The sequence below is a fragment of the Pandoraea sp. genome (genome assembly GCF_004297875.1).
Taxonomy (GTDB): domain Bacteria; phylum Pseudomonadota; class Gammaproteobacteria; order Burkholderiales; family Burkholderiaceae; genus Pandoraea.
The window spans coordinates 50,048-65,400 of sequence record NZ_SCSK01000051.1 but is presented as its reverse complement, the minus strand read 5'-3'; the positions used below and the strand labels follow the sequence as shown (position 1 = coordinate 65,400).

The 15,353-nt window shown below is 64.1% G+C and carries 7 protein-coding genes; all 7 read right to left on the bottom strand.

Annotated features, from left to right (window positions below; all coding sequences use genetic code 11):
- Nucleotides 1-44 precede the first annotated feature (44 nt).
- Genes EPN80_RS15885 through EPN80_RS15855 form a run of 7 tightly spaced genes read right to left on the bottom strand, consistent with a single transcriptional unit; the run spans nt 45 to nt 15,268 of the window.
- On the bottom strand, nt 45-1,490 hold the full coding sequence (locus tag EPN80_RS15885) for an RHS repeat-associated core domain-containing protein (RefSeq protein WP_293029344.1): 1,446 nt from the start codon (nt 1,488-1,490) through the stop codon (nt 45-47).
- Nucleotides 1,487-2,920 (bottom strand): RHS repeat-associated core domain-containing protein, encoded by a 1,434-nt coding sequence (locus tag EPN80_RS15880; protein WP_293029341.1) that lies wholly within the window; start codon nt 2,918-2,920, stop codon nt 1,487-1,489. The genes EPN80_RS15885 and EPN80_RS15880 overlap by 4 nt, the downstream gene beginning before the upstream one ends.
- Nucleotides 2,920-7,281 (bottom strand): SpvB/TcaC N-terminal domain-containing protein, encoded by a 4,362-nt coding sequence (locus EPN80_RS15875; RefSeq protein ID WP_293029338.1) that lies wholly within the window; start codon nt 7,279-7,281, stop codon nt 2,920-2,922. The genes EPN80_RS15880 and EPN80_RS15875 overlap by 1 nt, the downstream gene beginning before the upstream one ends.
- A complete protein-coding gene (locus EPN80_RS15870) occupies nt 7,278-10,961 on the bottom strand; it encodes a neuraminidase-like domain-containing protein (protein ID WP_293029335.1) in 3,684 nt (1,227 codons plus the stop codon). Before EPN80_RS15870 ends, EPN80_RS15875 begins: the two co-directional genes overlap by 4 nt.
- Before the next feature lie 23 nt (nt 10,962-10,984).
- Nucleotides 10,985-14,545: a Tc toxin subunit A gene (locus EPN80_RS15865; protein WP_293029332.1), complete on the bottom strand. Its 3,561-nt coding sequence runs from the start codon at nt 14,543-14,545 to the stop codon at nt 10,985-10,987.
- A 58-nt stretch (nt 14,546-14,603) separates the two neighbouring features.
- Entirely contained in the window at nt 14,604-14,909 is a 306-nt protein-coding gene (locus EPN80_RS15860) for a phage holin family protein (RefSeq protein ID WP_293029329.1), read from the bottom strand.
- Entirely contained in the window at nt 14,906-15,268 is a 363-nt protein-coding gene (locus EPN80_RS15855; RefSeq protein WP_293029326.1) for a putative holin, read from the bottom strand. The genes EPN80_RS15860 and EPN80_RS15855 overlap by 4 nt, the downstream gene beginning before the upstream one ends.
- Between the last annotated feature and the right edge of the window lie 85 nt (nt 15,269-15,353).

Below are 15,353 nucleotides of genomic sequence, written 5' to 3'. Positions count from 1 at the left end.
GCGGACTTCTCATTGCCGCCCCGGGGGCATCAGGCATGTAAAGCTCACTGCAAGAGGCACCGGTGATGGTTATCCGATGTATCGAGCGCCGCTTGCGCCCGCTGCAGATAAGTCATCCGTTTATGATGAATCGATGTGCTGGGCGCATGACCTTCATCGGCGCGATAGCTAAGGTGGCGCTCCATCAGCGTTTGCCCCTTGCGGTTGACGGCGGCATCGTGTCGCTGCTGGACCAATTGCAACTGAAAGCGAATCTGGCCGTGCTTGAAGAACACCGGCGGCATCGCCTCCCATGACACCATGAAGATCGGCGCGTCACCGCCCGGCAGCGCGGCTTGCTGGCATAGCGCGGTGGGCGAAGCCGGCTTATCGAGCGGCGCCTGCCTGATCGCCTCGTGAATCGCATCGAGCGAGCCTGTATGACGTGCAGCTTTCGAGGCCGCGAACAATGCGAATATGTCGCAACTATGAAAACTGTTCTGGGTGTTTAGCAACGTCACGGCCAGACGCAGCGGCACCCTGGCGCGCCCCGACACATCGGGTACCATCGGATCGACAAAATGCCTCGCGTAGCGCGGCGAGCGCACCATATCGAGGCCCACCCCGGTCCTCATCGTCTTGAGCGACTCTATGAACAGCGCAGTGATCGGTTCGTCGCCGTGCCTGCGCACATCGGCAGCGATAACGTGCCCCGCACGCATCAGTAGCCCTTGATAGCGCAGATCGCCGGCGGCGCTCGCCCGTCGCACCAAATCTTTCAGGAACGCGTCGGGCGTCTGGAACAACGTCAGTGGCCGGCCGATATGCGCCGCTTCACCTCGCACCATGAGTCGCAGCAGGCGATGGTCGCCCTCTACCAGATCGAAGTGCCCACGGGTGCGCTCGTTGTCGACCAGCCAAGTTCGCGCATGCTCGCGATGCATATCCAGTTCGCGCTGTTGACGTGCCCGCTCCCCCCATAGCCCCAGGGCGTCGGCGTCGGTAACCGGATTGCCTCGCACCATCGCAAAGCGGTTCAATCCCTCGGGCGTGCCTGCCGGGTCGGGGTTCAGCCAACGCATTAACCAAGGCGCGTTGTAACGAAAGCCGTAATACAGCAAACCGCTCGGGTCTCTCTCCTTGCCCGAGTACCGCACCAGCTTGAAGCGCGCCGACAGCGCATCCGGGGCTCGCCATACCGCTGTGCCACCGTAGGGGTAATACTCTTCACGAGTCAGTATGTGTGCCCCACCGTCCAGTTCCAAGGTGCCGGACCCGTTCCGGTCGAGCAAAGCGAATCGGCAGTGGTTTTGCGCCATTTCGGCAGGCCTGCCGCGCAGCCAGCGCAGCAGGCGCGCCGCGCCGCACTGCACTGCCAGCCACGCTTCGCCGCCACGGGGGCGGTAAACCTCCTCGCGCATCGCCACCCCAGGCAGATGACGCCCCCTGAGGCCCGCACCGATCTGCCGGACCCGCAGCGCGTGATGGTCATAGAGATAGCGCTGGTTCATGATGCCTCCGGCAAGTTTCGTAAATGGCTCTGTCCTAACGCGAACGCGACCGCCATCAGCGTGTCCGCGTTATGCACCAGCAGGTGAATGCGCGTCTGCACGTCGCCGCTCACCGCTTGCCAGGCGGCGGCAAGCGTCGCGGGCGTCACCTCCCAGGTACCGCTCACACGATGCACGAACGATGCATGATCGAACTCATCGCTTACCTCGATCGACCAATCCAACTGGCGAGCGACGTTGAAGTCGTCGGCGCCGGTGATCTCGCCCGTGTACCAGACATCCTCGGACCGCGCACCCAGGTGCGTCGCCTCGTGCAGCAACACCATCGCACCGATCACGGGATCTCCCATGTGGTCGGCGGTCGCGGCATTCACGAAAATGCGTTGATGCGGGTCGTTGATCATGACCTCCGCGTGCCCGTGAGACGGACTGACGTCGACATAAATGGCGAATTTCTCGCCCCCGGCTTCACGATGGATCCGCAGCATGTCGCGGGTTTGCGCCAACGCGTCGCGAAACGCCACGCGTGCCTGTTCGAGAAACTCGACGGCATAACCGCCGCCGAGCACGCGGTCGAGCACGCGCCCGGCTGCCGTTGCGGCAAAAGCTTCGCCATGCGTGGCCGCCGACGCTTCAGATAGTTGCGTCACGGCATGTCCTGCGACCTTCTCGGCAAGCGCCAGGTTGTACATCAATGCACCTGCCAAAATCGGGTATTTGTCACGGATTTCGGCCAACCCGCGTGCCGTTATCGCGAAGCGTCCGGCGGAGCCGATGTGCGCCTCGAACTCGTCATCGGCGCCCGAATAGCAGCCGTCGGCATCGCGGCGCGTCGCCGGGTTGCCTCGCACCAAGGCGAACAGGTTAAGACCGTCGAGCGGACCGGCCGGATCGGGATTGAGCCAGCGCATCAGCCATGGCGCGCTAAAGCGCAGGCCGTAATACTGCAAGCCGCTCGCATCGCGCGTCTTGCCGGCATAACGCAGTACCTTGTAGTGCGCAGTCGTCACGTCGCGCACCGCCCAGACCGCCGTGCCGCCGTACGGGTAATACTCTTCGCGACTGAGCCGGCACCCGGCGCCGTCGAGTTCGGCCGTCGACGAACGCTGGTGGTCGACCAGCCGATAACGCCAATGATTGCGCGTCGCGCCGGGCGGCCGCCCGCTGCGCCACCGCAGCAGATCGGCGGCCGGCGCGAGCAAGCGCACCCAGCGTTCGGCGTCCCTGCGCCCGGCAATGTGCCGCGTCATTTGCAGCCCTGGCAGGCTCAACGTGCCGCCCTGCCAAGCGCGCGCAGTCCCGCTTGTCTGGCAAACGCGTTGCCGCGCGCTGTCGTAACGATGGCGTTCCCGCGTGATTGACTCACACGCATTGTCTCGATCGATGCCGGCCAGCGCTCCGCTCGAGCGCGCCAGGAATGCCGCGCCCATCACTTGGCCTCCTGCGCGGTGTCGTTTTCATCCTCGCTCACCACGTACCACGGATGCCTCGTCGTGCGACTCCAGTGGCCGTTGGCGTTGCGCACGCGGACTGCGCGCCCGAGCGGATCGTAGTAGCAGGTATCGCAATGGCCGAAACGCCGGCATGCGGCATCGTCGACGACGCCGTGCGTGTCGATGAAGTACGGCTGATAAGTCCGTACCGGCCAACCCTTGTTGTTGTATTCGACTCGCCCGCTGACGGCCCAGCGCGTCGCGACCTCGCTTTGCACCGGCTCTCCGGTGGCGTCAAGCAGCAGGCGGCCCTGTCCGTCGTGCCGGTACGATACGCCTGGTTCGTGCAATTGCTTGGTCTGTAGCGCCCGGCCAAAGCCATCGCTATAAGTCACACTGACGGCGATTTGCTGCGCCGGATCGCCGGGGTACCGGTCGGCCGCCAGCGCGGCGCTGTGCACCGGCACGCGATGCGTCATCCAACTGAAGGCCTCGTAACAATAGAGGCACGCGGCTCCCTGCAGCGCCTCGGCGGGTGCGGCCAGCGCGGCGTCGAGCGACAGCGCAGGCGCGGTATGCTCGCGTAGCGGCGCGAAACCGGCCGGAGCGCCATCTTCGCTGCCGTGATAGCTCGCCACCGTGAGCCTGCCGAGCGAATCGTAGGCCGCTTCGTGCACGTTGCCGTTGGCATCTTCCACGCGCACCGGGCTCATGCGGCGGTAGTCGTAGCGTGCGTGACTGCGCAATCCGGCCGGATCTTCCACGGCAAGGACATTGAGCCAGTAGCGGTCGTAGTGCACCGTGCTGGGTCCGGTGCTGCGATTGGGCCGCACGCTCAGCAATCTGTAGAAGCCAGCCGGCCCTGCATAGGTGCAAATGCCGCCACGCACTGCCCAATAGTCCGGCGTGCGCGCCTTCTCGCTGCGCTGAGACGAGTCTGCTGACATCGGCACGAAACCGGCCTGAGTGAGCGCCTGGTCAAGCGCCTCGCCATCCAGCCAGCCGCAATAAAGCGCCAGCGCGTCCGCGTCGAGCACGGCGCTCTCGCTGCAGGCAACCAGACCGGCCGGTAGCGGCTGGCCGTCTCGCTCGACGTAGTGCGTGATTTGCCGGCCAAGCGTCACGCGGGCACGCGTCGGGTCCAGCCAGCCGCCCGGCGCGCGCAGTGCCTCGTAGCTCACTCGCACGGCATCCCCGGTAGCGGGATATGCCAGCGCATGACTGCTGGCTTGATCTGCCAGTCCCAGGCGAAAGGCGTGCGGGCCGCACACGTGCCGCCAAGACTGGCGGGTCTCGGCCAGCAGCCAGCGACGCTGCTGCGGGTCGTGCGCATCATGCCACCACGCCGCCTCCGGCGTATCGGCAGGATAAGGGCATGCCGCGCCGGAGCGGCGCGGATAGGTCACACTGACCTGATGCGTAGGCAACCCCCAGCGATCCCACCCCAGCGTCACCTGATGGACACACACCGGGTCGTCCATGAACCGCTGGTAATCAAGCGTGACGTTCTCCAGCGCGAGCGGCAAGGCCACCGCATAGCGCTGCGCCCCGCGTGCCTGCACCAGACGCACTGCGTGGCGCGTCTGGCTGACCTGATATGGCGCGTGTTGCCTTGAGCTACCGTCGAGACCGTACAGCTCCGTGCGTAACGGGGTTCCCTTGAGAGCGCGCAACAAGTCCTCACGCGTGGCCTCGTCGAGTTCGTGCACAATCTCGTCTTCCCCGGTATCGGGGTCCCAACGCAGGAACAGGGGTCCGCCGAGTGCGATCGCCTCTGCGTCACCGGTCGCGTAATCGCCACAGTTGCGCGCCGCGTCCGGCGCCCCGGTGTCGTACCAGGTCTTGCTCAGCACCGGCGGCACGAACTCCGCCGCGGGCTCGACGTTACCGCCGATCTCGGATCGGCTCGCGTCGCGCTCGAGCGGTGCGCCGAACGCTTCGGTGTCGGTCGTCATTACCAGACCGAACCCCCGGAGTTCGCGCTCGCGACCATCGTAATAGCCGTGGCGGTAACGCACGCATTGCGTGAGCGTATTGCCGGTGATTTCGTCCTGCTGAGTAATGCGCGAGACGACGTGCATCGGGAACGGCAGGCGCGACACCGCAAGCGGATCTGCCTGTTTTTCGTCGAGCCATTCCTGCGCCGAACTGCGGTAGGTCAGGCGAGTCCGGGCGCCCAGGTTGTTGTTGATGCGCACCAGCAAATACGGCTTGGAGTCGGCAAAGTCATAGCGCCAGTGACGCGCCTTGCCGTGCGGTCCTTGATGCGGCACGCTCAATACCAGGCTCGCGCATCCGCGCCCGTCGATATCGGCAAAGGCGATTTGGCACAGTGGGTCGTACCGCACGCCTTCGGGTAGCGGCAAGGTTGCTGGCGCGGCAAACCCGTTGCCTGACCGGTTTCTGAAAATCAATATCCCGTCGCTTTTGGCGACGATCAAATCGGCAGCGCCGGAACCGTCCAGATCGGCCAGGAATACCTGGCTGGGGACGAATTCGTCGGACGTGAAAGGCAGCGCGGCAAATGCGATAGGCCGGCCGAAACGGCCATGCCCCAGACTCGGCCAGCAAGTCAGCCCGTCGTGGCGAATCCTCACCAGATGGGCGTTGCCGCTGCCCAGCACGTCGGCAAATGCGACCACCTCATCGTGTGCGGCGCCGGCCAACGGCAGGGCCGTGCCGGTATGCGGCACGTCGGCTGGCGGCGCAAAGCCCAATTCGCGGCGACTGGCATAGAGCCGTACGCTGTTCGGACCGATGAGCGCCAAATCGGTCAAACCGGCCCCGACCAGATTGGCCAGCATCGCGTGCGGATGCAGGAACTCGCTTGGAAACGCCTGGAACGGTGTGAAATCCGACCAGGTTTTGTCGGGCCGCTGGGTAAAGAAGCCCGCCATGCCGCTTTGCGTGAGCACCCAATCGAGCCGGCCGTCGCCGGACAGGTCGGTAAGCATCGCGCGGCTGTCGGCCGGTTGTCCCACCGGCTGATGGGGCAGCGGCTGCCACACGTCGTAGGTTACGTCATCGGCGCCGGCGTCCCCGCCGGTCTTGCGTACTGGCGCACGGTATCGCCAGCCCTGCGGGTCGCGGTATAAGACCCCCGCGATTCCTTCCCCATAGAGATCGACCAATTGATAGCGCTGGCCGTCGTCCAGGCCTGTGAGCGCCTCACTGAAGGGACGATAGCCGGCCGCCGACAGCGCCGCCAGGTCGAACCCGGAAAAAACAAACTCCGTCGGCGGCAGCGTCGCGCTCGCGCCCTGCGGGCCATGGCCCACGCTGCGCACCGCGCGCAGCAGCGTGACGTATGGGCTTTGCTCGTACTCGAATACGAGACGCTGCACGAGCGCCGGACTCGCGCCCAGGCCTTCATTGGGAAAACTGTGAAACATCAGCACCTGACGGCACAGCCGATGCGTGCGCACCTCGAAGCCGGCCGAAAAATCGGCGTGAGGGTCTTGCCGCGGCAGCCAAACGGCGGTTGCGGCATAGGGCGGTTCGGCGTCAAGCGCAGAAGGCCGCTCGCCGTAGTCAAACACCAGTTCGAAATGCCAGGTATCAGGCAATGCGTTGGTCAGCAGGTACGGCAATTCGGCGGCCGTCACGTTGCCGTAACACACGCGCTGCAAGTAGCGGTTGGCCTGGTGGTCACGCTGCAGATCGGCCTGGCCAAGTCCGGCATCATTTTCAGGCGCGTAGCAATAGACGATATGCTCGCCGGTGGGCGACACCGATTCCTCGAGCAACCAGCGCGCCACCCGCACATCCGGATCGGCCGGATCGGCAATACGCGCGCCGGCGCTCACCCCGTACAGGTGCAGCGTGCCGTCGCTGCCGTGCACTACCCAAAAGGCCGCGGCCTGGCGCGCCCCCTCGGCGCGGTCGGCCCCATCGCGCGGCGTCCAGCGTTCGATGCGCGAAAAATCACCCGCCACGCGCGGCACGAAGCGCGCCACCGTAAACTGGCGGCCGCCCAGTGGCCGGCCCAGCAGGCTGCTGGCCACGTATTGAACCGGCTGACCGTTCGTGTCGAGTTCCCGCACCACGGGCTCGCCGCCGGGCCCCTGGATTTCGTCGTCGTCGGTGTAATGCGGCACCCCTTTCGAGGTGCGGCACGCGATGACCGGAATCCCGACGTGCCAGCCCATGCCGAACAGGCCATTGCCGGCACTGCTTTGATAGTTCAAGCCCAGCGACGGGGCAAAACCCCGCCCCGGCGAGATTGGCAGCGGCACCGACATCGACGCCGCGCCGCTTATGCCCACACTATCGATGGCGCGCGCCAGGCCGGCAATGGTGCCGCCGCCCTTGGGCAACGACAATTCCGGCACGCTGACTTGCGGATGTTGGAATGTCATGCGCCTGCTCCTTGCTTGACGACATCGTCGACCTGCCTGGCAAACGCCGGTCCGCCGTCGCACGCCGTATAACGGATTCGCACGATCACGTCGGTCAGGTTCGCCAGCAGGTTGGCCTGCTCGGCACGCGTCGGATGTGGAAAACTCAGCTCCCAGTGCGATACCGCGCCGGTGCCCTCGAACGGCAGGTAACGCTCATCGCCGAAATTCAGCACGAACAAGCCGCTGTCGTCGAAGCCGCTGGAGAGCACCACTTGTTGCGCGGCGCGCAGATTGGTCTTGACGTTGAGCGGGGAGCCGTTCTGGCGATCGAGGAGGTGTTTGACACCCTCGATGTCGGCGGCCGTGGTGAATGCGCTGCCGGTTTGCGTGAGCGTCGCGCACACGTCCTGGTACGGCCCCACCACGGCAGGCAGCGAAACGCTGACGCTGTTGATCTGGCGCAGGAAATGCCCGGGATAGCGCTGTGCGAAATCGCGCTCGGTCAGGCTGAATATCAACCGGCCTTTGCCACGCAACTCGACAAGCTTCTCCTGCCATTTCGCCTCACCCAAGTGCTGGGTCATCCATTGCTTGAGCGAAACGGTGTGGACAATTTCCAGTTTGCGCTCGTGGCGCGTGAGATACGCCTGGTCCATGCGTTGCAAGCCGAGCTTGAGCTTCTCGCCGGCCAGCAGGCCACAGTACAAATCGTTCCAACTAGCGGGCTGGATGAAGCCTGGCACGTTGAATTGGCCGGTCTCGTAACGCCAGGCCGCTTCGGTTGCCAGGCACAGCGCGGTGACCGCGTCATAGGCTTGGAAGTACAGCGCGCAGAGTTGCCCGACCAGCCACTGGTAGAGCGATTCGGACGTGAAGCGGCTGGTGAGAAATCCCAGCGTGGCTTGCATTTGCGCCTGCTGCGCCTGCAATTGCGCGAGCTGCTTCTCGTACATTGCATTCTGCTGGCGCTGCGCCGCGATCTGGAAGCCGATTTGCCTGGCGTCGTACTCGGCTTGCGAGGATTGCAGTTGCCACTCTTCGCGGCGCCGCCGGTATTGCTCGGTGCTCTCCAGCACTCCCGCCGCCGTCGCAAGCGCGGTCGACGTGCCGAACAACGTATTGCCCACGGCGTAGCCCGCGCCCCCCCAACGCATCCCGCCATTGGCCAACCCAAACGTATTCGGCATCAGATCCAGCAGGTTGCCGACCGCGAACGCCACGCTGCCGGCCGCCGATACGGCGCCCGACGTGCCCCGCAACGCCATGGCAGCGACTTCGGCATCGGAGATATTCTCGTCGGCCAGGCTCCGGTAATGGCTTTGCCGGTGTTCCGCGCCGGCTTGCCCGGTTTGCAGCGCCAGCAGGGTTTGCTTGCCCATCTCGATGGTCTGGCGTTGCATATCGAGCGTGAACGTCAGCAGGTCTCTTTGCTGGGTATGCTGCAGGCGCTCCAGGTATGCCGCGTCTTTGCGCTCGAGCGCGGATTGCAGCGCATTGCCGAACTGGATCAGTGCATCGGTCGCGCTCACGGCTTTGGTAATCATCAGCGGAAAGCGGAACGGCGGCACCGCCAGCGGCACGAGCGAGTTGCCGCGGCCAATGCCGGCGTCGCGGCCGCGCTGGCCCAGCACGCTGGCCGGATCGGCCGGCGGCTCGAACAGCGTCACGGAAAGTGGTTTGCCGTCGAGCGTCAAGTGATGACGCAAGTGGTTCAGGCGGGCGTCAATCATTTGCCAGTACTGCAACAATTGCTGATTGCGCGGCACCGAGAACACCCCGGTATCGAGGGCAAACAAGGCCGGATCTGCAACCGCGCTATCCTGCCTCGGCGACCGCGCGGCAAGATGCGTGCGCGTCTCGGCGTCGCGCAGAAGGCGATTCTTGCCGGCAGCCGCCTCGGCCAGCGTTACCGCTCGCCAGCGCCGCGCCGCAGCCGTATCGGGGCGCTTGCCCAGCAGATCGCGCGCCATCATGTACCACCCCTTGGCGTCGCTCAGGCCATCGCGGCTCAGCTCGCGGTATTTGGCGTCCCCCAGGTCGATCAGGTTTTTCACGTAAGCGAAGAAAATCGTCTTGCGATAGTGCACCGGTGCGGCGGTCGCAATCTCGTGCGGATCGCTCAACACGCGATCAGTGCCCTGCCGCCCATGCTGGCGCGCATCGACGAGCGGGCGCACTTGCCAATATCGTCCACCGATGCGATGCGGCGTAAAAATGCGATGCAGCCAGCGGCGCGCCTCGGCAAACCGATGCTCGCGATTGCAGCGATGCGCGATCAGCCAGGGCAAGTGAAAGAACAGTTCCCAGAAGTACTTGCCGTAAGGTCCGTCGAAGTCGATTTGCTCGGCTGACGCGCCTGGCTTGTAGGGCGGCTCGGTAAGTTCCTGAGTGCTCCAGTCGAACAACCGGTCCAGCCCCGCGTTGGCGCGCTGAATCAACGGCCGGGCAAAGCGCGTGGCAAGCATGAAATCACGCTTGTCCGGTGTTTGCAGATAGCGGATCGACCCGATAGCCGGATCGGCCGGTTCGTGCACCAGACCGCACAGGTCGTTGCGCCAGTGCTCCTGCGCGGCGGCCTGCTGGACCAAATAGGGCGCAAACCAGCCATTGCTCATCACGTAAGGGCTCACGCAGCCTCGATCGGACGCGCCAAGCGGCGCCGCGTTGAGCAGCGTGTCGAACTTGACGCCGTTCCAGCGGGTACCATCGGTATTGCCGATCGGATCGGTCGTCTCGACACCGCACAGATAGATATGATCAACACCGTCCAGATTGCGGTACTTGAGCGCAACCAGATGCATCGGATCGAAGTCCGCGACGGTGATGGTGTGCGCGATCGTCCAACTGTCGTCGAATTTACGGAAAGCCAGCTGAATTTTTGTGTCGACGCCAACCACGCTGCCGTTAGTGCCGCGCCGTTTCGTCAATTCGTACCAAGCCAGGTAGAGACGGTTGCCAAGCACTACCGGCCGAACGGCCTGATCGTGTTCGGCGCTGCCCAGCGGCAAATCGATCTTGCGCCACTCGCTCCACGCGTTGGCGGCCAGCTTGTCGCCAGTGCTAGCCTCGCGCGCGGTAGTCGGGGCACGGCGGCTCATGTCGAGCGAGCGCCAATAGTATGTGGCAGGCGATGTGCGCGTGCGGCCAAGAATATACACGGTGTCTTTCGTGCAATCGGTGCCTGCGAGGTAGGCGGTAAGAATTTTGAGATTGCTGATCGCCTCGAACTCATTGAGATAGCCAAGCACCGCTTTTTGCACAGTGGCCTCGGTAAGCCGGCCTTGCTGCAAGTTCTCCTCGAGTCCCACGAACAACGCCGATTTACCGCCGCGCAGCGTCGGATCAAGACTGTTTTCGGGGTAGACGGCCAGTTGCCGGCCCGCCGCCCACAGCGCATATCGATCATGCCCGGCTTGCCACTGCGCCAGTTCGTCGGAAGCAATCGATAACCCCGGCTCACGGCGTTGCGCAATGCGGTTCACATATTGCTGCAGGCTGGCGATGGCTTCGGCCACCGCGCTGGTGGTAACCTCGCCCGAGACCAGCGGATCGATCAGCAGATACTCGTAGAGGTCGTCTGCCGTCTTGATTTTCTCGCCTAGCCGGGGATCCTTGCGGATGACCTGGCCCAGCAGGTAATCGACCAGCGCGTCGCGCTGGCTTTCTTGCAGTTGGTGTTCAAGCGCCTTGAATTGCATGTTATAGATCCTTGTCCAGAAACTTATTGCGCGGATTTGGCGCGCGCGGCCGACATGACCGCATTGCCGAACGCTTGGCGGCGCGCAAAATCCCCGTCGGGGGTCAGGGCCGCTGCCAATTGCAGGGCATCGACGGGCAGACCGCTTTGACAGGCTTGGGCCTGCATGCGCATCAGCACATCGAGGTGCGCAAGGCTGCGTGCCTGTCCGCCCTCGAAAAGCTGCGCGGCGCGCGCGGTCTCGGATGCGTCCCAGGCCAGCAAATCCGCCAGCAGTTGATGCGAGGCGGCACTCTGGCTGGCGGCTCTGCCGGATGCGGACTCAGCGGTGTTGACGTGTGCCAGATATGCCAGCACGTGGTCTTCATCCTGGGGCGTGGCGGCCAGCAGCGCGGTATAGCGGCTCAGCAGGTAACACAGCGCCAGCGTCAGCGATGGCCCCGTTGTGGATGAACGTGCCTGCATGCCGAACCATGCGGGTCGCTCGAGCAGCATCGTCACGGCCGCAGCGCTCAATTTGAAAAGATTGACGACGGCGGCATGGCGGGTGACGTTGTAGAGCAACGCAAGGTGCTCCGGCAGGGCCCGATGGCCCGCCGCATGATGCAACGCGGCGCCAAGCACGGCGTGCTCGTCGCTGCCGACCCAACGCAGCAGCAATGGCGGCATTTGGCCGGCGACCGTGGTTTCCTTGGCCAGCACCGCGCTGACGGCCTGCATCTGGCTGTTGCGCGCCTGGGTTAAGCATTCGAGCAATCTGGCGCGCAGTGCTGCGATCGGCTCGCCGGCTTCGAGAGCGACCAAGGCGCTGTCGACTTGCAACGCCAATGCATCGTCGCTGCGCATGGCCGGCAAGATGGCGCCGTTGACGTCTCGCACCTGTGTCAAGCGCCCTGCCCAATCGATCGGGCGGTTATTCACGTCGACCGCCGGCACGCCGTGACGGGCCAGATAAGCGTCGTCGGCCAGCGTGCTTTGCACCAGCTGCGCCAAGCTGTCGAACAGTGCATTAATACGCGGCGTGATCGTGAGCGTCGGCACGTCGTCCTTGAGCAGCACAGCCAGCGTCTCGGCATTGAGCCCGGGCGTCGATTCGGCCTGCTCGCGAAGCCATTCGGCGGCGGCCTCGAAAGCCAGCAGCACGTCAAGAATATCCGGCGCGTCGGCATCGAGCGGCCGCCCCGCGGCGTCGAGCGGATGAATGACCGGAACCCCGGCCAATCGATGGACATAAAGGCCGCGGTTACCATCCATCAGATTGAGCAGCGCCAGCCCGGCCTCGGGACTCAGACCGAACAGGCGCGGCACGGCGACCAAGCGATACAACGCCGAGACCACCGGCAGCGAGCGCCGCAAATGATCGGGGGCCAGAGTCATTTCGCCGGTGCCTTGCTGCGCATCGCGCACCAGCGGCGCGAGCCGCGCGAAGGTTGTCTCGGCAATGCCCAGCCCGGCGCACAACTGTTTGATGGTGCGCGCATCATCGCCGTCGGCCGCCGACGCGTTAAACGGCTTGCCATCCAGGACCAGCGGTGCGTCGAATATTTTTACGGCATTGAAGACGCGATCGAAAAATGGCACCTCGCTGCCTACCGCAAACGGCGAAATCTGGTGAATGAACGCCGCGAAAGCATCAGGCTCGACCCCGTGCGTCTCGTGCAAGTAGCGGAACAAGCCGAGCGCGCGCACCGTGTTCCGATTGGCGGCAAGCGCCAGGTTATGTTCGCCTTCGGCGCGGGCGATGGCGCTGAGCAGCAGATCGACCTTGTCGGGCGCCAAACCGAGCCAGCGTTGCAACCGTATCAGGCGATTGAGGCGATCGAGTCCATGCGCGCCGCATTCGAGTACTGGTTTGGCGTCAGTGCCGCCAGTCTTGATGCTGCGGCACAAACCGCCATGCAAATACACGGCGCCGTAGTGATATGGGGCGGGGAACGGGTCAGCGGCGCGGCCGTTACTGAAAATCCGGTTTGGTGTTTCGCAGTTCGGCGATACCCGCGGGGCATGCTCGTGCACACACAACAGGCGGTCGAGTTCGGCACGCGAGAGTCCGGTGGATTGGCACAAGGCAGCGACGTCGATCTGCGTGTGGGTGCCGGTCGACAAGCCGCTTTGCACCAGCGGGTAGCCATAATTGCGTTCGCAATAATCGAGCGCCGCCCTGAGCGTCGGATCGCCCTGCTTGCCGGCAATCACGATGCCGTAGGTCATCTCGGCAAACGACGGCCCCTGGTATTGCTGCGCGATGAAGCGGATCGACCCGACGTAGCTTTGTCCAGCCTTGTGTCCGGCGATACTTTGCACGTCGAGCACCAGGGTGCGTTGATACGGCTTGCCCTTGCGGCTATTGGCATTGTTCACCGGGCGCGCCAGGTCGCCCTCGCGTGCGCTCACGTGCAGCGTGACCTGAGCGGTGTCGTCGGGATGCAGATTGCCTTGCGCGTCGATGGCTTGGCACGTCACTGCGATAACGCTGTAGGTCTGGCTGCTTTTGCCAGCGATGATCTGGTTCAGATTCTCGCCGCCGGGCACCGTGACGCCTGCCTGCGGGGGCACGCGAAACGCGCAGCGATATGCGTGCGTTTCGTCGCCGCTCCAAGGCAGCATCGCAATCACGTCCGGGCTGATCAACGTTGCTCCGGGCGAGGCAAGCAGCGCCCCGGTGGCGAACGCGGGTGACTCGGCCAGCAGCTTTTGCTGCTCGGGGGCAAAACCGCTATAAGCTTGCAATGCCCGCGGATGGACATGCTGCGCATGCGGCATCGTCGCCCCGGCCCGGCTTGCCGGCACGAAAGCCGGCAAGCCGGGATCTGCCTGCCGGATCAGATCGCCCCAGCGCATGCGGCAGCTTCGCAGACCGCGATGGATTTGCTCAGTGGGCAAGTCGAACGGCAAATTGAACGGATAGCGGGTCGTAGCCAACGAGGCGTGTGCCGAGATCTGCAACTCGAAATTTTGTGATCCCGAGTCGATCGCGCTGCGCAAAATGCGGTTCACCAGGTCGAGAGTCGGCACTTCGCGATACGCAGCGTCATCGTCGAGCTGCAAATCCGCCAAATCCGGCCGACGCTGTTTCAATAGCATCGCTCCAGGGCTCGCGTCCGCTTCGATCTGCTTGACCAGTTTGTACAAGTCGGTCAGGTAGGCGACTGGGGAATCGAGCGATTCGATCGTCCCCGGACGGCACAGGCTCGCCCACGCTTCCTTGAAGAGCGCGTCGTAGGTCGGCAGATCGTCGAACAGGCTTGCCACGGCCGCACCAATCGCGCTGCGCGCCGGTTTGCCCGATGGCGTGCCGGCCGGGGTGGCCGCGGGCGCATGCTCGCCGTTCATATCATGCGAGTCATGCAGCACCTGCTCGCAGTGATGGCGGGCCAGGACGCTGGCGCGAGCCAGCGAGGCGTCATGAATCTCGCCAGCAACCTGCTCGCCCACAGTCGCGCCGTGACGCATTACAAAGCGCTCGCGCGAGACGCCGGCGGCATCGAATACCGATTGAATTTTCAATTGCTTGAGCCGGCTTGCCAGCCATTTTTCCTGGGCTGGCGTGCCATTGGTGAATTGAAGATGGGTTTGTTTTTCCATGTTGGTGGATTCCTGGTCAAAGAGATAAATTGCAGTCCGGCAAATCAGAGCCGGCACGTCACGGGCCGCCGTTGGGATGCCGAGCTGGCCGGAACAACCCCGCGACGTTGCCGCGCACGCGGAAAATCGCGACCGCCAGCACAACGTTGATGGCAAATTCGGCAAAGTCGACCTCACCGTGATATAAGCCGAAGAAGCATCGCAGTGACACCGTGCCGGTCGTGACGATCAGCGCGTATGCCAGCAGCGATTTACCCCGGCAAAACGTCGCGCCAAGCCGGCGGTAGCACAGCAGGCGCAAGCATGAGGCCCCGGTCACCAGGCCGTTGAGCAGCAACAGCAAAGCATTTGTCGCGTCGGTCATTTCCTCCTCCCACGCACGGTGTTCCACAGCGCGGCCAAATCGCATTTGTCAAGCGCGTCGATCAGCGCGCGAATCAGCGTGACCGCGCAAGCCGCGGCAATGGCGGCACTCACGCCCGACTCGCGCACCGGCAAGTGATCGAGCAGTTCCGGCGCCGCCAGATAGCCGATGGCCACCGACGCACAGAAGTGCAACAGGCGCACCACCAGCAGTTGCTCGCGCCGATGGAGCACAAAGACCGCAGCTCCGGCAAACGCGCCGATCAGCGCGTTGCCATCAATGCTTGGCCAAAAACTGGCCACACCAACGCTGCCGGCCAACAGGGCGGCAGCTTTCAAAGTTGAGACAGGTTCAGACATGGCTCCTCGCAAAAAAAAAGCCAACGGACGCGCCGTTGGCTGGAGTGAACAAAGACCGAGGTATCACGCGGGGTTCACCCGTCGC

Bases quoted from the DNA above. Each gene is read 5' to 3' on its own strand.
- EPN80_RS15885 (WP_293029344.1), bottom strand. From the start codon at position 1,490: ATGAACCAGCGCTATCTCTATGACCATCACGCGCTGCGGGTCCGGCAG.
- EPN80_RS15880 (WP_293029341.1), bottom strand. From the start codon at position 2,920: ATGGGCGCGGCATTCCTGGCGCGCTCGAGCGGAGCGCTGGCCGGCATC.
- EPN80_RS15875 (WP_293029338.1), bottom strand. From the start codon at position 7,281: ATGACATTCCAACATCCGCAAGTCAGCGTGCCGGAATTGTCGTTGCCC.
- EPN80_RS15870 (WP_293029335.1), bottom strand. From the start codon at position 10,961: ATGCAATTCAAGGCGCTTGAACACCAACTGCAAGAAAGCCAGCGCGAC.
- EPN80_RS15865 (WP_293029332.1), bottom strand. From the start codon at position 14,545: ATGGAAAAACAAACCCATCTTCAATTCACCAATGGCACGCCAGCCCAG.
- EPN80_RS15860 (WP_293029329.1), bottom strand. From the start codon at position 14,909: ATGACCGACGCGACAAATGCTTTGCTGTTGCTGCTCAACGGCCTGGTG.
- EPN80_RS15855 (WP_293029326.1), bottom strand. From the start codon at position 15,268: ATGTCTGAACCTGTCTCAACTTTGAAAGCTGCCGCCCTGTTGGCCGGC.